Source organism: Aquabacterium sp. A7-Y (genome assembly GCF_026153205.1).
GTDB lineage: Bacteria > Pseudomonadota > Gammaproteobacteria > Burkholderiales > Burkholderiaceae_C > Caldimonas.
This window is the reverse complement of sequence record NZ_JAPFBW010000042.1, coordinates 20559-41407: the sequence shown is the minus strand read 5'-3', so window position 1 is coordinate 41407 and position 20849 is coordinate 20559. Positions and strand designations below refer to the sequence as shown.

General features: G+C 68.7%; 16 protein-coding genes. 12 read left to right on the top strand and 4 right to left on the bottom strand.

The window, feature by feature from the left end:
- The first annotated feature begins 71 nt into the window (after positions 1-71).
- The 6 genes from OOT46_RS27155 (at position 72) to pbpG (ending at position 7768) form a co-directional block, all read left to right on the top strand.
- Entirely contained in the window at positions 72-1856 is a 1785-nt protein-coding gene (locus tag OOT46_RS27155) for an acetolactate synthase 3 catalytic subunit (RefSeq protein WP_265406758.1), read from the top strand.
- A gap of 160 nt (positions 1857-2016) precedes the next feature.
- Positions 2017-2508, top strand: coding sequence for an acetolactate synthase small subunit (gene ilvN, locus OOT46_RS27150; RefSeq protein ID WP_265406757.1), 492 nt, complete (start codon positions 2017-2019; stop codon positions 2506-2508).
- A 138-nt stretch (positions 2509-2646) separates the two neighbouring features.
- Positions 2647-3663: a ketol-acid reductoisomerase gene (ilvC, locus tag OOT46_RS27145; RefSeq protein ID WP_265406756.1), complete on the top strand. Its 1017-nt coding sequence runs from the start codon at positions 2647-2649 to the stop codon at positions 3661-3663.
- A 266-nt stretch (positions 3664-3929) separates the two neighbouring features.
- The gene (gene pssA / locus OOT46_RS27140) at positions 3930-4757 is read left to right on the top strand and encodes a CDP-diacylglycerol--serine O-phosphatidyltransferase (RefSeq protein WP_265406755.1); all 828 of its coding nucleotides are present in this window, start codon (positions 3930-3932) and stop codon (positions 4755-4757) included.
- 206 nt (positions 4758-4963) lie between these two features.
- Positions 4964-6505 carry a 2-isopropylmalate synthase gene (locus OOT46_RS27135; RefSeq protein WP_265406754.1) on the top strand — a complete coding sequence of 514 codons (1542 nt, stop codon included), beginning with the start codon at positions 4964-4966 and terminating at the stop codon, positions 6503-6505.
- A 168-nt stretch (positions 6506-6673) separates the two neighbouring features.
- Positions 6674-7768 carry a D-alanyl-D-alanine endopeptidase gene (pbpG, locus tag OOT46_RS27130; RefSeq protein ID WP_416136263.1) on the top strand — a complete coding sequence of 365 codons (1095 nt, stop codon included), beginning with the start codon at positions 6674-6676 and terminating at the stop codon, positions 7766-7768.
- An 88-nt stretch (positions 7769-7856) separates the two neighbouring features.
- On the opposite strand, the gene OOT46_RS27125 is transcribed toward pbpG, so the two are convergent.
- The gene (locus OOT46_RS27125; RefSeq protein ID WP_265406752.1) at positions 7857-8624 is read right to left on the bottom strand and encodes an IclR family transcriptional regulator; all 768 of its coding nucleotides are present in this window, start codon (positions 8622-8624) and stop codon (positions 7857-7859) included.
- A gap of 87 nt (positions 8625-8711) precedes the next feature.
- Between OOT46_RS27125 and OOT46_RS27120 the strand changes: the two genes are divergently transcribed.
- From OOT46_RS27120 to OOT46_RS27105, 4 genes are all read left to right on the top strand, one after another.
- A complete protein-coding gene (locus OOT46_RS27120) occupies positions 8712-9434 on the top strand; it encodes a (Fe-S)-binding protein (RefSeq protein WP_265406751.1) in 723 nt (240 codons plus the stop codon).
- Positions 9435-9439: 5 nt separating this feature from the next.
- Positions 9440-10855 carry a LutB/LldF family L-lactate oxidation iron-sulfur protein gene (locus tag OOT46_RS27115; protein ID WP_265406750.1) on the top strand — a complete coding sequence of 472 codons (1416 nt, stop codon included), beginning with the start codon at positions 9440-9442 and terminating at the stop codon, positions 10853-10855.
- Between the two features lie 34 nt (positions 10856-10889).
- A complete protein-coding gene (locus OOT46_RS27110; RefSeq protein WP_265406749.1) occupies positions 10890-12041 on the top strand; it encodes a TIGR03790 family protein in 1152 nt (383 codons plus the stop codon).
- A gap of 85 nt (positions 12042-12126) precedes the next feature.
- Complete coding sequence (locus OOT46_RS27105) at positions 12127-13299, top strand: tetratricopeptide repeat protein (protein ID WP_265406748.1); 1173 nt, start codon at positions 12127-12129, stop codon at positions 13297-13299.
- Here OOT46_RS27105 and hpnE read toward each other — a convergent pair.
- Genes hpnE through hpnC form a run of 3 tightly spaced genes read right to left on the bottom strand, consistent with a single transcriptional unit; the run spans position 13296 to position 16258 of the window.
- Positions 13296-14567 (bottom strand): hydroxysqualene dehydroxylase HpnE, encoded by a 1272-nt coding sequence (gene hpnE / locus OOT46_RS27100; protein ID WP_265406747.1) that lies wholly within the window; start codon positions 14565-14567, stop codon positions 13296-13298. The genes OOT46_RS27105 and hpnE overlap by 4 nt on opposite strands.
- 3 nt (positions 14568-14570) lie before the next feature.
- Entirely contained in the window at positions 14571-15407 is an 837-nt protein-coding gene (hpnD, locus tag OOT46_RS27095) for a presqualene diphosphate synthase HpnD (RefSeq protein ID WP_265406746.1), read from the bottom strand.
- Positions 15404-16258, bottom strand: coding sequence for a squalene synthase HpnC (hpnC, locus tag OOT46_RS27090; RefSeq protein WP_265406745.1), 855 nt, complete (start codon positions 16256-16258; stop codon positions 15404-15406). The genes hpnD and hpnC overlap by 4 nt, the downstream gene beginning before the upstream one ends.
- 213 nt (positions 16259-16471) lie before the next feature.
- Here hpnC and OOT46_RS27085 point away from each other — a divergent pair, with 213 nt between their 5' ends.
- Both OOT46_RS27085 and OOT46_RS27080 read left to right on the top strand, forming a co-directional pair.
- Positions 16472-17635: an efflux RND transporter periplasmic adaptor subunit gene (locus OOT46_RS27085; protein WP_265406744.1), complete on the top strand. Its 1164-nt coding sequence runs from the start codon at positions 16472-16474 to the stop codon at positions 17633-17635.
- A 14-nt stretch (positions 17636-17649) separates the two neighbouring features.
- Positions 17650-20802, top strand: a complete 3153-nt coding sequence (locus OOT46_RS27080; protein WP_265406743.1) for an efflux RND transporter permease subunit — start codon at positions 17650-17652, stop codon at positions 20800-20802.
- Positions 20803-20849: the final 47 nt, after the last annotated feature.

Here is a 20849-nt window from a genome sequence, read left to right as displayed (position 1 = left end):
GGGCGAGCTCATCCGAGCGTTGAAGAGGGGCACCGATCGTTTTTCGTTAGAGAAAATCAGAAAGGTTCGACATGGACATCTCTGCCGCTGACCTCAAGCGCGCCGCCGCAACCGACGGCAAATCCGCGCCCCCCAACTCCCCCGAAGAACTCAATGGCTCCGAAATCCTGGTGCGCTGCCTCCAGGCCGAAGGCGTCAAGTTCATGTGGGGCTATCCGGGCGGTGCGGTCCTCTATATCTACGACGCGCTGTACAAGCAGCAGACCATAGAACACGTGCTGGTTCGCCACGAGCAGGCGGCCGTGCACGCCGCCGACGGCTATGCCCGCGCTTCGGGCGAAGTTGGCGTCGCGCTTGTCACCTCGGGTCCTGGCGTGACCAACGCGATCACCGGCATCGCGACCGCCTACATGGACTCGATCCCGATGGTGATCATCACCGGCCAGGTGCCGACGCCCGCGATCGGGCTCGACGCCTTCCAGGAGTGCGACACCGTGGGCATCACGCGCCCCATCGTGAAGCACAACTTCCTGGTCAAGGATGTGCGCGAGCTGGCCCGGACGATGAAAAAGGCCTTCCACATCGCCCGCACCGGCCGGCCCGGCCCGGTGGTGGTCGACATCCCGAAGGACGTCTCGCTCAAGACCTGCGTCTTCGAGTACCCGGAGACCGTCGAGATGCGCTCGTACAACCCGGTGCGCAAGGGCCACGGCGGGCAGATCCGCAAGGCCGTGCAACTGCTGCTGGCCGCGCGTCGTCCCTATATCTATACCGGTGGTGGCGTGATCCTCGGCAATGCCTCGGCCGAGCTGCGCGAGCTGGTGGACCTGCTGGGCTATCCCTGCACCAACACCCTGATGGGCCTGGGCGCCTATCCGGCCAGCGACCCGAAGTTCCTCGGCATGCTGGGCATGCACGGCACCTACGAAGCCAACATGACGATGCAGAACTGCGACGTCCTGCTGGCCGTGGGCGCGCGTTTTGATGACCGCGTCATCGGCAACCCGCGCCACTTCGCCTCGGTGGAGCGCAAGATCATCCACGTCGACATCGACCCCTCGTCGATCTCCAAGCGCGTGAAGGTCGACATCCCCATCGTCGGCGACGTCAAGGACGTGCTGCAGGAGTTGATCGCCCAGATCAAGGAGCAGCAGGCCCGCCCCGACGTGCACGCGTTGTCGGGCTGGTGGGGCCAGATCAACGAGTGGCGCAAGCGCGAATGCCTGAGCTACAAGCGCTCGGACAAGGTGATCAAGCCGCAGGCCGTGGTCGAGACCCTCTGGGAGCTGACCAAGGACCGCGAAACCTACATCACCTCCGACGTCGGCCAGCACCAGATGTGGGCGGCCCAGTTCTACCGCTTCGACGAGCCGCGCCGCTGGATCAACTCCGGTGGCCTGGGCACCATGGGTGTCGGCCTGCCTTACGCGATGGGGATCAAGCTCGCCAAGCCCGATGCCGACGTGTTCTGCATCACCGGCGAAGGCTCGATCCAGATGTGCATCCAGGAGCTCTCGACCTGCCAGCAGTACCAGACGCCGGTCAAGGTGGTCTCGCTCAACAACGGCTACCTGGGCATGGTGCGCCAGTGGCAGCAGCTCGATTACGGCGGCCGCTACTCGCACAGCTACATGGACGCGCTGCCGAACTTCGTCAAGCTGGCCGAGGCCTACGGCCACGTCGGCCTGCTGGTGGAGAAGCCCTCCGACGTCGAGCCGGCGCTGCGCGAGGCGATGAAGCTCAAGGACCGCACCGTGTTCCTTGACGTGCGCACCGATCCGACCGAAAACGTCTGGCCCATGGTGCAGGCCGGCAAGGGCATCAGCGAAATGCTGCTGGGGTCCGAAGACCTGTGAGGTGAAGCGGCCCGGCAAGGGCGCTGCCGTTACCGCGGCACGTCAGGCGCCGGCGCCCGCACCCCACGGTCGAGGACCGATCTATTTTTTCTTTTGATCGAAAGCGTGGCCAAGGGTCGGCGGTTACCGCCGTCGGCCTGAAGAGCGCGCACACCGAGCCATGAAACACATCATTGCAGTGCTGCTGGAGAACGAGGCCGGGGCCCTCTCCCGCGTGGTGGGCCTGTTCTCGGCCCGCGGCTACAACATCGAAAGCCTGACCGTGGCGCCGACCGAGGATCCCTCGCTGTCGCGCATGACCATCGTCACGACGGGCTCCGACGAGGTGATCGAGCAGATCACCAAACACCTGAACCGTCTCATCGAGGTGGTCAAGGTGGTCGACCTGACCGAAGGCAGCTTCACCGAGCGCGAGCTGATGCTCATCAAGGTGCGCGCGGTGGGCAAGGAGCGCGACGAGATGAAACGCATGGCCGACATCTTCCGCGGCCGCATCGTCGACGTCACCGAGAAGACCTACACGATCGAGCTGACCGGCGACGCCAGCAAGCTCGACGCCTTCATCGAGGCGCTCGACCGCACCTCCATCCTCGAGACCGTGCGCACCGGCACCAGCGGCATCGGCCGCGGCGAGCGCATCCTGCGGGTTTGAAGGCGCCCTGCATGCTTACCGTGAACGAGTGAACAGGTGATGCATGTGAACATGTGAGGTGGGGCATTCGACGCGGTTCGCACTCGTTCACGCGGTCGCTCGGTCACCTGTTCACGGACTACTTTTGGAGAGAGCTACATGAAGGTCTATTACGACAAGGACGCGGATCTGAGCCTGATCAAGGGCAAGAACGTCACGATCATCGGCTACGGCTCGCAAGGCCACGCCCACGCCCAGAACCTCACCGACAGTGGCGTCAAGGTCACCGTGGCGCTGCGCAAGGGCGGCGCGTCCTGGACCAAGGCCGAGAAGGCCGGCATGAAAGTCGCCGAGATCGCCGACGCGGTCAAGAGCGCCGATGTCGTGATGATGCTGCTGCCCGACGAGCAGATCGCCACCGTCTACGAAAAGGACGTCGCGCCGAACATCAAGGAAGGCGCCTCGCTGGCCTTCGCCCACGGCTTCAATGTGCACTACGGCCAGGTCATCCCCAGGGCCGACCTGGACGTGTGGATGGTCGCGCCGAAGGCCCCGGGCCACACGGTGCGCTCCACCTACACCCAGGGCGGCGGCGTGCCCCACCTGATCGCCGTGCATGCCGACAAGACCGGCAAGGCGCGCGACCTGGCGCTGAGCTATGCGGCCGCCAACGGCGGTGGCAAGGCCGGCGTGATCGAGACCAACTTCCGTGAAGAGACCGAGACTGACCTGTTCGGCGAGCAGGCCGTGCTGTGCGGCGGTGCCGTCGAGCTGATCAAGGCCGGTTTCGAAACCCTGGTGGAAGCCGGCTACGCGCCCGAGATGGCCTACTTCGAGTGCCTGCACGAGCTCAAGCTGATCGTGGACCTGATCTACGAAGGCGGCATCGCCAACATGAACTACTCGATCTCCAACAACGCCGAGTACGGTGAGTACGTCACCGGCCCGCGCGTGGTGACCGAGGCCACCAAAAACGCGATGCGCCAGGCCCTGAAGGACATCCAGACCGGCGAATACGCCAAGAGCTTCATCCTCGAGAACAAGGCCGGTGCCCCGACCCTGATCTCGCGCCGCCGCCTGAACGCCGAGCACCCCATCGAGGTGGTGGGCGAGCAGCTGCGCGCGATGATGCCCTGGATCAAGAAGAACCGCCTGGTGGACCAGTCCAAGAACTGATCCCCCGCCAGCGGCGCGAGCCGCTCCCAGGCCGAGGCCGCCAGCCCCCGAGGGCCGGCGGCCTTTTTCTTGGCCGCCCGGCGTTTCTCGCCTGATGTATTCTCGCGCCCATGCACGGCCCGCCTGCCGCTGCCGGGAACACCCCGCGGCGGCGCACGCGGGCCGTGCTGCCTGCCGGGCGCAAGCCTTGCTCGTCCCGGAAGGGACGCAGGCGCGGCGCGCGAGCGCCGAAGCGCCCGGCCTTCCCATCCGATGCCCCGAGAGACATGAACGATCTGCACGACCCCGACGTCCCGCCGACCCTGGAGGCGCCGCTGCGCCCGCGGCGCAAGGGGATCTACATCCTGCCCAACCTGTTCACCCTGGCGGCCTTGTTCGGCGGCTTCTACGCCGTGGTGATGGCGATGAACGGCCGCTTCGACCAGGCCGCCATCGGCGTGTTCTGCGCCATGGTGCTCGACAGCCTGGACGGCCGCGTCGCACGTATGACCAATACCCAGAGCGCCTTCGGCGAGCAGATGGACAGCCTGTCGGACATGGTGTCCTTCGGTGCTGCGCCGGCCTTGATCGTCTACGAATGGGCCCTGCAGGGCCTGGGCAAGCTGGGCTGGCTGGCGGCCTTCGTCTACTGTGCCGGCGCCGCACTGCGCCTGGCGCGCTTCAACACCAACATCGCGGTGGTCGACAAGCGCTTTTTCCAGGGCCTGCCCAGCCCGGCCGCAGCGGCCCTGGTCACCGGGCTGATCTGGGTCATGGACGACCTGGGCTACAAGGGGGTGGAGCAGATCGACTGGCTGCGCTGGCTGGCCTTTGGCCTGACCCTGTATGCCGGGCTCACCATGGTCACCAACGTGCCCTTCTACAGCTTCAAGGACGTCAGCTTCAAGCGCTCTGTGCCCTTCATCGCGATCGTCGCGATCGCGCTGGGCTTCGCCGTCATCGCCTACCACCCACCGTTGGTGCTGTTCGGGCTGTTCCTGCTCTACGGCGTTTCGGGCTACGTGGTCTACTTCATCAAGAAGTCCCGTGGCCGGCCGGTCAGCGTGATCGCGGTGTCCACCGACGAGCCCGATGAAAAAGGCTTACATCAGTAAACACGTGATATATTGGCTTCATGACGACGCGCATCGCCCCTTCCACGCTACTGCTAGCAGGAGTGTTTCGGGCACGCTGATGGCACACGTCTGAGAGTTTCACCGTCAACGGCCCGCCAGCTCAGCGCTGCGGGCCGTTTTCGTTTGGCCCCGACAAAACGCAACCGAGTCGCCGTCCGCGACGGCACACCCCACGGAGATCCACCATGGCCGACAAGCTGATCATTTTCGACACGACGCTGCGCGACGGCGAGCAGTCGCCCGGCGCCTCGATGACGAAAGACGAGAAGCTGCGCATCGCCCGCCAGCTCGAGCGTCTGCGGGTCGACGTGATCGAGGCCGGCTTCGCGGCCTCGTCCAACGGCGACTTCGAGGCCGTCAAGGCGATCGCCGACGTGGTCAAGGAATCGACCGTCTGCTCGCTGGCCCGCGCCAACGACCGCGACATCTCGCGCGCCGCCGAGGCGCTGCAGGGCGCCGCCCGCTCGCGCATCCATACCTTCATCGCCACCAGTCCGCTGCACATGGAGAAGAAGCTGCGCATGACACCGGACCAGGTGTTCGAGCAGGCCAGGCAGGCCGTGCGTTTTGCGCGCAACCTGACCGGTGACGTCGAGTTCTCGCCGGAGGACGGCTACCGCTCCGAGCTCGACTTCCTGTGCCGGGTGCTGGAGGCGGTGATCGCCGAAGGCGCCACCACCATCAACATCCCCGACACCGTGGGCTATGCGGTGCCCGAGTTGTACGGCAGCTTCATCAAGACGCTGCGCGAGCGCATTCCCAACTCCGACCGTGCGGTCTGGTCGGTGCATTGCCACAACGACCTCGGCATGGCGGTCGCCAACTCGCTGGCCGGCGTGCAGATCGGCGGCGCGCGCCAGGTCGAGTGCACCATCAACGGGCTGGGCGAGCGCGCCGGCAACTGCTCGCTGGAGGAGGTGGTGATGGCCGTGCGCACGCGGCGCGACTACTTCGGTCTCGAGCTGGGCATCGACACCTCGCAGATCGTGCCGGCCTCGCGCCTGGTCTCGCAGACCACCGGCTTTGTCGTGCAGCCCAACAAGGCCGTGGTCGGTGCCAACGCCTTCGCGCATGCCTCGGGCATCCACCAGGACGGCGTGCTCAAGGCGCGCGACACCTACGAGATCATGCGGGCCGAGGACGTCGGCTGGTCTGCCAACAAGATCGTGCTCGGCAAGCTCTCCGGCCGCAATGCCTTCAAGCAGCGCCTGCAGGAGCTGGGCATCGAACTCGACTCCGAGACCGAGGTCAACGCCGCCTTCGCCCGCTTCAAGGACCTGGCCGACCGCAAGAGCGAGATCTTCGACGAGGACATCATCGCCCTGGTCAGCGACGAAAGCGTCACCAGCGAGCAGGAGCACTACCGCCTGCTGGCGCTGTCGCAACGCTCCGAGATGGGCGAGCGCCCGCACGCCAAGGTGGTGTTCGCCGCGGGCGACCAGGAGCACCACGCCGACAGTGTCGGCAACGGTCCGGTGGACGCCAGCCTCAAGGCAATTGAAACGAAGGTGCAAAGTGGCGCTGAAATGTTGTTGTATTCGGTGAATGCCATAACGTCTGGCAGCACAGAATCTCAAGGTGAAGTCACGATCCGGCTGCAGTTGGGCGGTCGGGTGGTCAACGGGGTCGGGGCCGACCCCGATATCGTGGTTGCCTCCGCCAAGGCCTATCTTGCGGCGCTGAACAAGCTGCACAGCAAGGCCGAAAGGGTGGCGGCGCAGGGCTGAGGCGGGCGCGGCCTCTCGAACGGCCTGAGCTGTGACTTTAGGAAAGGTCCCTAAGCTTTTGATCTTGCGCGCCTTTTTCGGTTCACATACACTCGTTTCGCCTGGCTGTTGGAGTTTGCCGTGTTCTCGTTTCGCAAGCTGTTGGGGTCCCGTCTCGCGGTCTCGTTGATGGCCGGCTGCCTGCTTTTCGGCGGGCTGCAGGGCACTGCCACAGCAAAAAAGGGCGAAGGCCGGCGGGCCGCCGCCACTTCCGCCAAAAAACAGGCGGTCAAGAAGGCGGTCGCCAAGCGCTCCAGCGCCGAGACCCGCGCCGCGCGCGCCAAGGGACGCATCAGCACCGCCAAGGCTGCCGCCGCGCGCAGTCGCCTGGCGACACGCGCCGGGCTGCCGCGCCGCGCCGCGGTGGTGTTGCCCGCCCCCCGCCTGTCCTACGGCCAGGTCTATGGCCTGCACGAAACCCTGGACCCGCTGGAGCTGAAGTCCAGCGTTGCCCTGGTGCTGGACCAGGAGACCGACGAGGTCCTGCTCAGCAAGAACTCCCAGGCGGTGCTGCCCATTGCCTCGATCACCAAGTTGATGACGGCCCTGGTGGTCATCGAGGCCGGGCAGCCGCTCGACGAGCTGCTCACCATCACCGATGCCGACGTCGACACCGAAAAGGGCAGCAGCTCGCGCCTGATGCTGGGCGCCGAGCTGACCCGGGGCGAAATGCTGCACCTGGCGTTGATGAGCTCGGAAAATCGCGCGGCCAATGCCTTGGGCCGCCATTACCCCGGCGGTCTGCCGGCCTTCGTCGCGGCGATGAACCGCAAGGCGGCCGAGCTGGGCATGCACGACACCCGCTACGTCGAGCCCACCGGTCTGTCCAGCCGCAACCAGTCCAGCGCCCGCGACCTCGCCACGCTGGTCAAGGCGGCGCATGAATTCCCGCTGATCCGCGAGCTGTCCACCTCGCCGGCGCACGAGATCGCCATCGGCAGCCGCCACCTGCAGTTCCGCAATACCAACGGCCTGGTTTCCAACCCGGCCTGGCAGATCGGCCTGCAGAAGACCGGCTACATCGCCGAGGCAGGCCGCTGTCTGGTGATGCAGGCCTACATGGGTGGGCGCAAGGTCATCATGGTTTTCCTCGACTCGAGCGGCCGCCATTCCCGCCTTGGCGACGCCGAGCGGGTGCGCAAGTGGCTGCTGGAGGAATTCGTGGCCCCGGTGATCGCACCGGTGACGCCGCCCACCGAGCTCACGCCGCGCGTGACGTCCTGAGCCCCGGGAACTTCTCCGTCCCGGCAAAAAAGCCCGGCCGTGTGCCGGGCTTTCGCCTGTCCGGGCCCTGCCGCCGGGGCGGGGCGGTTCAGCCGCGGTGACCGAGCGCGGCCGAGATCTGGGCCGCGGTGGCGGTCAGGCGCTCCATCCAGCTTTCCTCCAGCCGGTCGGCCGGGGCCGAGATCGACAGGCCCGCGACCAGCTTGCCCTGGTCGTCGCGGATGCCGGCCGCCATGCAGCGCACGCCCAGTTCCAGTTCCTCGTTGTCGCGCGCGGTGCCGTACTGCTTGACGCGCGAGAGCTCGCGCTCCAGCGCCGCCAGCTCGGTGATGCTGTTGCGGGTGTGACCGGCCAGACCCGTCCGGGTGGCGTAGGCGCGCACCCGCTGGGCGTCGTCGTTGGCGAGGAACAGCTTGCCGACCGAGGTGAGGTGCAAGGGCGCCCGGCCGCCCACCGCGCGCACCACCTGCATGCCCGAGCGCTCGCTGTAGGTGCGCTCGATGTAGACGATCTCATCGCCCTGGCGCACCGAGAGGTTGACCGGCTGGTGGGTCAGCTTGTGCAACTCGCGCATCGGACCCAGCGCGGCGTCGCGCACATCCAGCCGGGCCTTCACCAGGTTGCCCAATTCCAGCAGGCGCATGCCGAGCCGGTAGCTGCCGGCCTCCGGGCGGTCCACATAGCGGCCGACAGCCAGGTCGTTGAGGATGCGGTGCGCCGTCGACGGGTGCAGGCCGGTGTGCTCGCTGATCTCCTTCAGAGACACGGGGTCCTGGTGGGCCGCAAGCACGTCCAGCAGCGAGAACATCCGCTCCAGCACCTGGATGGTCGGTGTACTTCCCTCGGTCTTTTTCATGTGAAAGATTCTCGCTGAATTCGGCCGCTTTTTGCATGGCGAAAACTCATGGGCCAAGTGTGGCGACTGTGAAGATAATCGGGGCGAATGAGTGTCGGCTTTTTCATCACTTGTCTGGTGGACCTGATGCGCCCGTCCATCGGTTTTGCGGCGCTGCGCCTGATCGAGTCCGCCGGCTTCGACGTCGAGGTGCCGATGGCCCAGACCTGCTGCGGCCAGCCCGCCTACAACTCCGGCGACCGCGCCACGGCCCGGGCGCTGGCGGCGCGGCTGCTCGACCAGTTCGCGCAGTTCGACTACATCGTGATGCCCTCCGGCTCTTGCGGCGGCATGGTGCGGGAGCACTACGCCGACCTGTTCCGCGACGACCCCGACCTGGCGTTCCGCTTCGAGCAGCTGCGCCCCAAGGTCTACGAGCTGACGGACTTCCTGGTGAATGTCGCGCGCCTGGAGCAGGTGCCCGGGCGCTACGACGGCGAGCTGACTTACCATGATTCCTGCGCCGGTCTGCGCGAGCTGGGCATCAAGCAGCAGCCCCGCGCACTGCTGCAGCTCACCGGCGCCACCTTGAAGGAAATGGAGCACTGCGAGCAATGCTGCGGTTTCGGCGGCACCTTTGCGGTGAAGTACGGGGAGATCTCCGGCGCCATTGCCGACGAGAAGTGCGAGCACATCGCCGCCAGCGGGGCGCCCGCGGTGGTGCTGGGCGACCTGGGCTGCATGCTCAACATCGAGGGCCGGCTGCGCCGTCGCGGCGACGCGCGCACCCGGGTGATCCACATTGCCGAGGTGCTGGCCGGAGAGAGCTGAAACGCATGCAGGTCCAATCGATGTTTTTCCAGGCGCGTGCCGGCCAGCGGCTGGCTGACGCCCGGCTGCAGAAGAACCTGAAGAAGCTGTCCACCAAGTTCGTCACGCAGCGTGCCGACGCGGTGCGCGAGCTGGCCGAGTTCGAGCTCATCCGCGAGGAGGCGGTGCGGCGGCGCAATGCCGCGCTCGAGAAGCTCGACATCTGGCTGGAGCAGTTCGAGCGCGAGGCGACCCGCCGCGGCGCCACCGTCCTGTGGGCCGAGACGCCGGCCGAGGCGGCCCGCCTGGTGGTCGAGATCGCGCAGCGCCACGGCGTGCGGCGGGCCACCAAAAGCAAAAGCATGGTCACCGAGGAGATGGCGCTCAACCAGGCGCTGCAGGCCGCCGGCGTGCAGGTCACCGAGACCGACCTCGGCGAGTACATCCTGCAGATCAACAACAACGAGCCGCCCAGCCACATCATCGCGCCGGTGGTGCACAAGGACCGGGAAGAGATCTACCGCCTGTTCGAGCTGAACCACCCGCGCGAGCGCACGGCGGGCCGGATCCCGGAGATCCCGGCGATGACCCGCGAGGCCCGCGAGGTGCTGCGCGAGCGTTTCCTGCAGAGCGAGATGGGCATCACCGGCGGCAACTTCCTGATTGCCGAAACCGGCTCCGTCGCGCTGGTCACGAACGAGGGCAACGAGGGGCTGTGCACGACGATTCCCAAGGTGCACGTCGCGATCACGGGCATCGAGAAGGTGCTGCCGACCTTGGAGGACCTGGCGAGCATGATGCGGTTGCTGCCGCGTTCGGCCACCGGCCAGGTCATCAGCAACTACTTCTCGCTGCTGACCGGCCCGCGGGGTGCCGGTGAGCGCGACGGGCCCGAGCACATGTATGTCGTGCTGGTCGACGGCGGGCGCACCGGGCTGCTGGGCGGGGAGTTCCAGGACATGCTGCGCTGCATCCGTTGCGGTGCCTGCATGAACCACTGCCCGGTCTACCAGAAGATCGGCGGGCACAGTTACGGCTGGGTCTACCCCGGGCCCATGGGGTCGGTGCTGACGCCGAGCTACGTGGGCCTGGAGAAAACGCTGGATCTGCCGCAGGCCTCCACGCTGTGCGGGCAGTGCCATGTGGTCTGCCCGATGAAGATCCCGCTGCCCGACCTGCTTCGCAAGCTGCGCGAGCGCCAGTTCGAGCGCGGCCTGCGGCCCTGGAGCGAGCGTGTCGCCCTGCGCGCTTGGGGCCATCTGGCGCGCCGGCCGGCGCTGTACCGGGCGGCGACGCGGCTGGGCGTGCGGGTGCTCAAGTGGCTGGGCCGCAGCGGCAGCATCCGCCGCCTGCCGGTGGCAAGCGGCTGGACCGCCACGCGCGACTTGCCGGCGCCGGCAGGCAAGACCTTCAAGGAGCTTTACGCTGAACGCCGGCGCTGACTTCCTGCCGCGCTGTGCCGGCGGCTGGATCGCCGTGCTGCTGGCGGTCCTGCTCGGAGCGACGGCGGCGGCTCAAACCGAGCCCCGCGAGGGCGGCGCACCCGGTGCGGCGGCGTCGGAGGTCGCATCGGCACCGGCTTCCGCGGCGTCCGCCACGGCGGCGCCCGCGCGCCGCTGGATCAAGGTGCCCCGCGTGCGCAGCCGCCTCGATGCCTCGCGGCTGGGCCTGGTGATCAACACGGCCGACCCCTACTCGGTGCAGGTGGGCGAGTTGTATGCCCGGGCGCGCAAGCTCCAGCCCCGCCAGGTGCTGAGGCTGGAGCTGCCGCACAAGCCGGTGCTGACGCCCGAGGAGTTCGAGTCCTTGGCCCAACGCATCCACGAGCACTTCGACGCACCCGATGCCGGCGAGACACCGGTCGAGGCCCTCGCGCTGGCCTGGCGCCAGCCCTATGCGGTGTCCTGCAACTCCATCACCGGCGCGCTGGCCCTGGGCTATGACCCCGCGCTGTGTCGCCGCAGCTGCAACGCCCCCGGTCGGGCCTCGCCCTATTTCAACTCGGCCTCGGCCCGGCCCTGGACCGACCACCGGCTGCGGCCCTCGATGCTGCTCGCCGCACCGGATGTCGCCAGCGCGCAGGCCCTGATCGAGCGCGGCGTGGCGGCCGACGGCCGGCTGGGCCGGCGCGGGGCGCCGCCGGTGCATGCGCACTTCCATGTGACCTCCGACACCGCGCGCTCGGTGCGCTCGCACCTGTTCCCGCCCGAGGGCCGCTTCAACCCGGTGGGGGTCGAGGTGCACAGCCGGGCCCGCGAGCCGCTGCGTTCCGCCGAGCGGGTGCTGCTCTACCAGACCGGCGCGGTGCGCGTGCCTCATCTGGACACGCTGGACTTCGTGCCGGGCGCTCTCGGCGACCACCTGACCTCCTACGGCGGCCTGCTGGACCACGCGCCGGCGCAGGGGCAGATGACCGCGCTGGCCTGGCTGCAGGCCGGCGCCACCGCGAGCTACGGCACCGTGAGCGAGCCCTGCAACCACCTGCAGAAGTTCCCGCACCCTCAGGTGCTGCTGCTGCATTACCTGCAGGGCAGCACCGCGCTGGAGGCCTACTGGAAAAGCGTGGCCTGGCCGCAGCAGGGGGTGTTCGTGGGTGAACCGCTGGCAGCGCCGTTCGCACGCCGCTGAAGCGCGCCGTCCAGCGCGGACCCGGCGCATACTCGAAGCGCGTCGCCGCGGTCCGCCCGTCCGCCGCGGCCCACCGGAGTTGCCCGTGCGCCTGTCCGCCGCCCTCCTGCTCTGCGCCTCCTTGCTGGCCTGCGGCCACCCGCCGCCTGCCACGGCACCGCCGGACGCCTTGTTCCAGGACGCCGCTTTCGGTGCGCCCTCGGCGCCGGTCCGGCGCGAGGACGTCTTCGCGCTCAGCGAGGCGATGCAGCACTACCTCCACACCGAGATCGCCCAGCAGCTGCGCCAGCGCGGCCGCCAGAAGGGCCTGATGGCGGCGCTCTACAGCCGCGCCCAGCTGCAGCTCGACTACGACACGACGAGCACCGGCACCGCGGCGCAGGCCTTTGAGAGCCGCTCGGGCAACTGCCTGTCGCTGGTGATCATGACGGCCGCCTTCGCGAAGGCGCTGGGCCTGCAGGTCGACTACCGCAGCGCTTCGCTCGACGCCAGCTGGAGCCGCAGCGGCGGGCTGTATCTGCTGAGCGGCCACGTCAACCTGACGCTGGGACGGCGCCTGATCGACGCCGGCACCGCCCGGGACGTGGGCGCCTCGACGACCATCGACTTCCTGCCGCCCGAAGACCTGCGAGGCCTGCGCACGCAAGCCATTACCGAGGACCGGGTGGTGGCGATGTTCATGAACAACCGCGCGGCCGAGTCGCTGCTGCAGGGGCGGCTGGACGATGCCTACTGGTGGGCCCGCGAGGCGGTCGTGCAGGACGCCGGCTTCCTGGCCGCGTACAACACCCTGGGGGTGATCTACCTGCGCCGCGGCCTGCCCGGGCCGGCCGAGCAAGCCTTCGCCCAAGTCTTGAGGCAGGAGCCCGGCGATACGCGGGCCCTCGCCAACCTGGCCTTGCTGCTGCGACGGCAGGGCCGGCAGGCCGAGGCCGAGACGCTGCAGCGCCGGCTCTCGCAGGCCGAGCGGACCCCGCCGTATCACTATTTCGAACTCGGCCTCGCCGCCCTGCAGGACGGCGACCCCGAGCGGGCCCGCGGTTGGTTCGCCCGGGAAGCGGAGCGCGACCCCGAACACGCCGATTTCCAGTTCTGGCTGGGCGTCACGGAACTCAGGCTGGGGCGCCCGGAGGCGGCGCGCCGCCACCTGGAGCGGGCCTTGCAGCGCAGCACGCGTGCCGACCAACGCCGGCTCTACGCCGCCAAGCTGGACCGCCTCCGAGGCGGACGAGGGCGCGCCGAAGAAAACCGGCCCTAGTCGAACACCCGGCGCGCTGCCTGCACGCCCGAGCGCACCGCACCTTCGAGCGTGGCGGGGTAGGGGCCCTCGACATAGTCGCCGGCCGCCCAGAGGCGCGGCGCCAGGCGCGCCGGCGGACGCTGCAAGCCCGGGCGGCACAGGAAGGTCGCGCGCTTTTCGATCATCGTGCGCACCAGCCGCAGCGGCGGGCGGAAGTAGCGGCCCAGCGCCTCTTCGGCCTGGCTCAACACGGCACGGCCGGCGGCCTCCAGCCCGCGCTCGACCCAGGGCGCCGCGCCGCTGACGACAAAGGCCAGCAGGCCTTGCGGACCGTTGAGCTGGCCGTGGTCGAAGACGAACTGGGCCGGCGCCTCGGGGCCGGCGTGCAGCGCCAGCATCGGGGCGGGCAGCCGCACGCCGCTGCCGCGGGCATAGACGGTGATGATGGGCTCGAAGGGCAGGGCCTCGGTGAGCGAGGCCCAACTGGCCGCATGCGGGCGCAGCAGCCGGGCCGCTTCGGCCGGCGAGCATGCGACGATGATCGCGTCGAAGTGCTCGTCGCCCACCGCCCAGCCTTGGCCCGCGGGCGTCAGCTGCATCACCCGCTCGCCCAGCCGCAGGCCCGCACCGGCATGCTCGAGCCACCGGCCGGCCGCATCGGGGAACAGCCGGCTCAGGTCGGTGCGTGGCAACAGCAGGTCCGAGGAGCCTCGGCCGGCGAACAGCGCGTCCTTCATCACGCGCAGGAACACCGCCGCGCTGGCCTGGTCGGCCGGCGTGTTGAGTGCGGCGACGCAGAGCGGGTCGATCAGGTCCTCGCGCAGGCGCTCGGGCAGGTGCGCGCACAGCTCGGCCACGCTCAGCTGCGGATCGCAGCGAAAGCCGGCCAGCGCCCAGCGGGCACTGATCGACAGCAGGGCGCGCCGTTCGGTCCAACGCCAGGCCGGGTTACCCAGCACCGCGAGCGCGAAGGACAGCAGCGGCCGGCCGGGCGGAAGCACCAGTCCGCTGCCGTCCGGATAGGCCAGCCTGAGCGGTGTGCGCATCAGCGCGACGGTGGTCTTGACCCCCACCTGGCGCATCAGCCTGAGGCTTTCCGTGTAGGCGCCGATCAGGATGTGCTGGCCGTTGTCGAGCGGAAAACCTTCCACCTCGACCCGCCGCGCCCGCCCGCCGAGATGGCGCGCCATCTCGAAGAGCACGACGTCATGTCCCTCGTCGATGCACTGCACCGCGGCGGCGCAGCCCGCCCAGCCGCCGCCGACGACGGCCACCCGCCGGGCCACCGCTCAGCGCCCCCGCCAATGGGTGCGCCAGGCGATCCACAGCTTGCGCAGCGGGGTCAGCGAGATGCGCTGATGCAGCACCTGGAAGTTCTCGGACTCGATCTCGCGCAGCAGGGTGCGGTAGATGTGGGCCATCATCAGGCCGGGCTTTTGCGAACGGCGATCGGCCTCCGGCAGCACGGCCAGCGCCTCCTCGTAACAACGGTGCGCCCGCTCGGCCTGGAACTTCATCAGCGCGGTGAAGCGTTCGCTGTAGCCGCGGTTGAGGATCTCGTGCGCCTTGACGTCGAACTGCTGCAGCTCGCTGACCGGCAGGTAGATGCGGCCGCGCCGCGCGTCGTCGCCGACGTCGCGGATGATGTTGGTCAGCTGCAGCGCCAGGCCCAGCTTGTGGGCGTACTGGACGGTCGCCGGCTGGCTGCGGCCGAAGATGGCCGAGGCCACCTCACCGACCACCCCGGCCACCAGGTGGCAGTACTTCTGCAGGCCGGCGTAGTCGAGGTAGCGGGTCTGCTCCAGATCCATCTGGCAACCGTCGATCACCGCCTGCAGGTGCCCCGCCTCGATGCCGTAGCGCGCTGCATGGGGCATCAGCGCCTGCATCACGGGGTGGGTGGGCTGGCCGCCGAAAGCCTGTGCCACTTCCTTGCGCCACCACAGCAGCTTGGCTTGCGCCACCTGGGGGTCGGCGACCTCGTCGACCACATCGTCGACCTCCCGACAGAAGGCGTAGAACGCGGTGATGGCCGCCCGCCGCGGCGGTGGCAGGAACAGGAAGGCGTAGTAGAAGCTGGACCCGCTCGCGGCTGCCTTGTCTTGTACGTATTGTTCCGGGGTCATCTCGGGGCGTCAGAGTGTAGGGGACGCGGCGCGCGCACAGCCAGGGCGCGCCACAGCATCACGGGAGCGTCCCAGGCGCGCAGCACCGGCCGCCGTTGCAGGGTGGCGTAGTCCAGGGCCTCGATTTTCTCAAGAATCCGCAGCCCGCCCTGGATCACCAGGCGCAGCTCCCAGCCGAAGCGCCCCGGGATGCGGCGGGCCAGCGGCGCACCCTGCCACATCAGCTCGCGCGCCCACTCCACCATCTCGCGCACCAGCGCTCGTGTGGCAGGGGTTTCCTGCCGGGCCAGCAGCGAGCCGGCCGGCACCTGGTGGCGCCGGCAGGCTTCGAGCGGGATGTAAAGACGGTCGCGGGTGGTGTCGATGCTCAGGTCCTGCCAGAAGTTGATCAGCTGCAGCGCGGTGCAGATCGCGTCAGACTGCGCCAGCGCGGCCGCGTCGTCGATGCCCTGCAGGTGCAACAGCAGCCGGCCCACCGGGTTGGCCGAGCGGCGGCAGTAGTCCAGCAACTCCTCCTGGTGCAGGTAGCGGTGCTTGACCACGTCCTGCTCGAAGGCGCTCAGCAGGTCCTCCAGCAACTGCGGCGGCAGGCTGAACTGACGCTGCACCGGCCCGAGCCCGGCGAACACCTGCCGCCAGCGCTCGCCCGGCGCCTCCTGGCGCAGCATGGCCTGCAGCTCGACCCGGTAGGCCGCCAGATCGGCCAGTCGCTCCGCGGTGCTGCGCTGGCCTTCGTCCGCCAGATCGTCGGCGGTGCGCGCATACCAGTAAATGGCCGTGACCGCGGGGCGCAGGTGCGGCGGGCACAGCGCGGAGGCGACGGGGAAGTTTTCGTAGTGGTTGACGCTCACGGGCGGGCATTTTCCACCCTGGGCTCCGAACCCGGTGTCGCGGGAGGCATTTGATGTGCCATCCGGGCCCTGCCACGTTTGACACTCCTCAAAAAGCTAAATACATTACTGACCGGTCAGTCAGTTAATGTGATCCCTGCGCCAGAAAACGTCCTGCCTTGACGGGCCGGGGCGGACGCGAAAAAGCAGGGACCGACGCCTTCGAGGATTTCCATGCGCACCCTTCATCCGCCTCTGTTCGCCACGCTCGTCCTTGCCCTCGGCTTGGCCGGCTGCTCCAAGCCCGCGCCTGCGCCCGAACCGGTGCGTGCGGTCCGGACGATGACCGTGGCCTCGGCGACGGCCGCCGCCAAGCTGGAGTACGCGGCCGAGGTGAGGGCTCGCACCGAGTCGCGCCTGGGCTTCCGGGTGCCGGGCAAGATGGTGCGGCGCAGCGTCGACCTGGGCGACGTCGTCAAGAACGGTCAGGTGCTGGCGCAGCTGGATCCGCAGGACCTGCGTCTCGGCCAGGAGGCTGCGCGGGCCGCTCTGTCGGCCGCGCAGGCCAGCTTCGACCAGGCGCAGGCGGACTACAAGCGCTTCAAGGAACTGCGCGACCAGGGTTTCATCAGCTCGGCCGAGCTGGAGCGGCGCGACACCGCGCTCAAGTCCGCCCAGGCCCAGTTGCAGCAGGCCCAGGCGCAGGCCAGCACCCAGGGCAACCAGGCCGCCTACGCCGCGTTGGTGGCCGACGCGAGCGGCGTCGTGACGGCGGTCGAGGCCGAGCCGGGCGCGGTCGTGGCGGCCGGCACCCCGGTCCTGCGCCTGGCGCACGACGGCCCGCGCGACGTCGTGTTCTCGGTGCCCGAGGACAAGGTGGCGCTGTTCAAGCAGCTGGCGGAGCAGGGCGCCACGCTCCAGGTACGGCTCTGGAGTGACCAAGGCCAGTCCCTGCCGGCGCGCATCCGCGAGCTGGCCGCGTCGGCCGATCCGGTCACCCGCACCTATCTGGTCAAGGCCGACATCGGCCGGCCCGAGGTCAAGCTCGGCCAGACCGCCAGCGTGCAGGTGAACCTGCCGCAAACCACGGCCGGCACCCGGCTGCCGCTGTCGGCGCTGCGTGAGGACCCGTCGGGCAGCGCCGTCTGGCTGCTCGACCGCCAGACCATGACGGTGAAGTCCCAGCCGGTGCGCGTCGCCGGTGCCGAAGGCAACGAGGTGCTGATCGCCGGCGGCTTGCAGCCCGGGCAGACGGTCGTCACCGCGGGCGTGCATGTGCTCACCCCGGGCCAGAAGGTCAAGCTCTACCAGGAGCGCGGCGTCCAGGCGGCCGCTGCGGTGCCGGCGGGCGCGCAGGTCGCGGCGACACCGCAGCCGGCGGACAAGCAGGGCAACTGAGCGGCGGAGCCAACGTGGACGAACATCAAGACCAGAACCGGGACCCCGGCCGCTTCAACATCTCCCGCTGGGCGCTGGAGCACCCCGCGCTGACCCGCTACCTGATGGTGGTGCTGGTGGTGCTGGGCTTCGCGGCCTACTTCCAGCTGGGTCAGGACGAGGACCCGCCCTTCACCTTCCGCGCCATGGTGGTGCGGGCCTATTGGCCCGGCGCGACCGCGCAGCAGATGGCGGAGCAGGTCTCCGACAAGATCGAGAAGACCCTGCAGGAGGTGCCCTATGCCGACAAGATCCGCAGCTACGCCAAGCCCGGCGAAACGCTGATCATCTTCCAGCTCAAGGACTCCTCGCCACCCAAAGAGGTCGCCAACGTCTGGTACCAGGCGCGCAAGAAGATCGGTGACATGCGCGGCACCTTGCCGCAGGGCGTGATCGGGCCCTTCTTCAACGACGAGTTCGGCGACGTGTTCGGCTCGATCTACGCGCTGTCGGCCGACGGCTTCAGCTACGAGGAGCTGCGTCAGCACGCCGAGCGCGTGCGCCAGCGGCTGCTCAAGGTGCCCGACGTCGCCAAGGTGGAATTTTTCGGCGTCCAGGACGAGAAGCTGTTTGTCGAGATCTCGCAGCGCCGCATGGCCCAGCTGGGCATCGACTTCAACCAGGTCATCGCCCAGCTCGGCGCGCAGAACGCGGTCGAGGGCGGCGGCGTGCTGCAGGCCGGCAGCGACAACCTGCAGGTGCGCATCGGCGGCCAGTTCAACTCGGTCGAGGAACTGCGCGCCTTCCCGATCCGCGCCACCAACGCCGCCACGGGTTCGGCCAGCACCTTGCGCCTGGGCGACATCGCGGAGATCCGGCGCGCCTACGTCGACCCACCGCAGGTCAAGGTGCGCCACCAGGGCAGCGAGGTCATCGCGCTGGGCATCTCGATGGCCAAGGGCGGCGACATCATCCACCTCGGGGAACGGCTCAAGGAGACGGCGGCTGTCATCCGCAGCGAGCTGCCGGCCGGCATCGAGATGAGCCAGGTGCAAGACCAGCCCTCGGCGGTTTCGCGCTCGGTGGGCGAGTTCGTCAAGGTGCTGATCGAGGCCGTCGTGGTGGTGCTCGCGGTCAGCTTCATCAGCCTGGGCCTGCACACCCGGCCGCTGCGCATCGACATCTGGCCGGGCCTGGTGGTGGCCATCACCATCCCGCTGGTGCTGGCGATCACCTTCGTGACCATGCTGTACTGGGGGGTGGGGCTGCACAAGATTTCGCTCGGAGCGCTGATCATCGCGCTGGGCCTGCTGGTGGACGACGCGATCATTGCCGTCGAGATGATGGTGCGCAAGCTGGAGGAGGGCTACGACAAGATGCGCGCGGCCACCTTCGCCTACGATGTGACGGCCATGCCCATGCTGACCGGCACCTTGATCACCGCGGTCGGTTTCCTGCCCATCGGGCTGGCGCAGTCCACCGTCGGGGAATACACCTACGCCATCTTTGCGGTCACCACCGCGGCGCTGCTGATTTCCTGGCTGGTGTCGGTCTATTTCGTGCCCTACATCGGCGCACTGCTGCTCAGGACCCACGCCCGCCAGCCGGGTGAGGCGCACGAGCTGTTCGACACGCCCTTTTATGCGCGCTTCCGCTCGCTGGTGAACTGGTGCGTCCAGCACCGCTGGATCACCATCGGACTGACCGTCGGCACGCTGGCGCTGGGCGTGGCGGGCATGGGCCGCGTGCAGCAGCAGTTTTTCCCGGATTCCAGCCGGCCGGAGATCCTGGTCGACCTGTGGCTGCCCGAGGGCGCGAGCTTCACGGCCTCCGAGCAGGTGGCGCGGCGTTTCGAGGCGCGCGTCATGAAGGAGTCCGGGGTGCAGAGCGTCACCACCTGGGTCGGCAGCGGTGTGCCGCGCTTCTACCTGCCGCTGGACCAGATCTTCCCCCAGACCAATGTGAGCCAGGCCATCGTGCTGCCGGCCTCGCTGGAGGAGCGCGAGGTGTTGCGCAAGCGCCTGCCGCAGCTGCTGGCCGAGGAGTTCCCCGAGGTGCGTGGCCGCGTCAAGCTGCTACCCAACGGCCCGCCAGTGCCCTATCCCGTGCAGTTCCGCATCATGGGCACGGACGTCAAGGAGCTGCGCAAGTGGGCCGACGAGGCCAAGGCGCTGATGCGCACCCACCCCGACGCCCGCCAGGTCAACGACAACTGGAACGAATCGGTCAAGGTGCTGCGCCTGGAGGTCGACCAGGACAAGGCACGCGCGCTGGGCGTCAGCAGCCAGAGCATCGCCCAGGCCTCGCGCACCGTGCTCTCCGGCACCACCATCGGCCAGTACCGCGAGAACGACCGCTTGATCGACATCGTGCTGCGCCAGCCGCGGGACGAGCGCGACGCCATCACCGACATCGGCAATGCCTACCTGCCGACCGCGAGCGGCCGCTCCATCCCGCTGACCCAGATCGCGCGCATCACCCACGCCTGGGAGCCGGGCGTGCTGTGGCGCGAGAACCGCGACTTCGCGGTCACCGTGCAGGCTGACGTGGCCGACGGCGTGCAGGGCCCGACCGTCAGCGGTGCCCTGTGGCCCAAGATGCAGCAGCTGCAGGCGCGCATGCCGGCGGGCTACCGCATCGAGCTGGCCGGCACGGCGGAGGAGAGCAGCAAGGGCCAGGGCTCGATCTTCGCGAACATGCCGCTGATGCTGTTCATCACCTTCACGCTGCTGATGCTGCAGCTGCAGAGCTTCTCGCGCTCGCTGCTGGCCTTCGTGACCGGCTTCCTCGGCATTGCCGGGGTGGCGGCGGCGCTGCTGCTGCTGGGCCGGCCCTTCGGTTTCGTGGCGATGCTGGGCGTGATCGCGCTGATGGGCATGATCATTCGCAACTCGGTGATCCTGATCGACCAGATCGAGCAGGATCGCCAGCGCGGCGTACCGGCCTGGGAGGCGATCGTCGAGTCCGCGGTGCGGCGCTTCCGGCCCATCGTGCTGACCGCGGCGGCCGCGGTGCTGGCGATGATCCCGCTCTCGCGCAGCGTGTTCTGGGGCCCGATGGCGGTCGCCATCATGGGCGGCCTGGTGGTCGCGACCGCCCTCACGCTGCTCGCGCTGCCGGCCATGTACGCGGCCTGCTTCCGTGTCAAACCGTCCGGGGCTGGCGGACAGGCCCCCGCGCCGGGCTAAAATAGCCGGTTCGCCGCACAACCTAAAAAGGGGAGCCCTGGCTCCCC

Coding starts and splice junctions, on each gene's coding strand:
- OOT46_RS27125 (WP_265406752.1), bottom strand. CDS start 8,624: ATGAAAAAGACCGAGGGAAGTACACCGACCATCCAGGTGCTGGAGCGG.
- OOT46_RS27120 (WP_265406751.1), top strand. CDS start 8,712: ATGAGTGTCGGCTTTTTCATCACTTGTCTGGTGGACCTGATGCGCCCG.
- OOT46_RS27085 (WP_265406744.1), top strand. CDS start 16,472: ATGCGCACCCTTCATCCGCCTCTGTTCGCCACGCTCGTCCTTGCCCTC.
- pbpG (WP_416136263.1), top strand. CDS start 6,674: ATGGCCGGCTGCCTGCTTTTCGGCGGGCTGCAGGGCACTGCCACAGCA.
- OOT46_RS27115 (WP_265406750.1), top strand. CDS start 9,440: ATGCAGGTCCAATCGATGTTTTTCCAGGCGCGTGCCGGCCAGCGGCTG.
- ilvN (WP_265406757.1), top strand. CDS start 2,017: ATGAAACACATCATTGCAGTGCTGCTGGAGAACGAGGCCGGGGCCCTC.
- OOT46_RS27135 (WP_265406754.1), top strand. CDS start 4,964: ATGGCCGACAAGCTGATCATTTTCGACACGACGCTGCGCGACGGCGAG.
- OOT46_RS27155 (WP_265406758.1), top strand. CDS start 72: ATGGACATCTCTGCCGCTGACCTCAAGCGCGCCGCCGCAACCGACGGC.
- hpnD (WP_265406746.1), bottom strand. CDS start 15,407: ATGACCCCGGAACAATACGTACAAGACAAGGCAGCCGCGAGCGGGTCC.
- pssA (WP_265406755.1), top strand. CDS start 3,930: ATGAACGATCTGCACGACCCCGACGTCCCGCCGACCCTGGAGGCGCCG.
- ilvC (WP_265406756.1), top strand. CDS start 2,647: ATGAAGGTCTATTACGACAAGGACGCGGATCTGAGCCTGATCAAGGGC.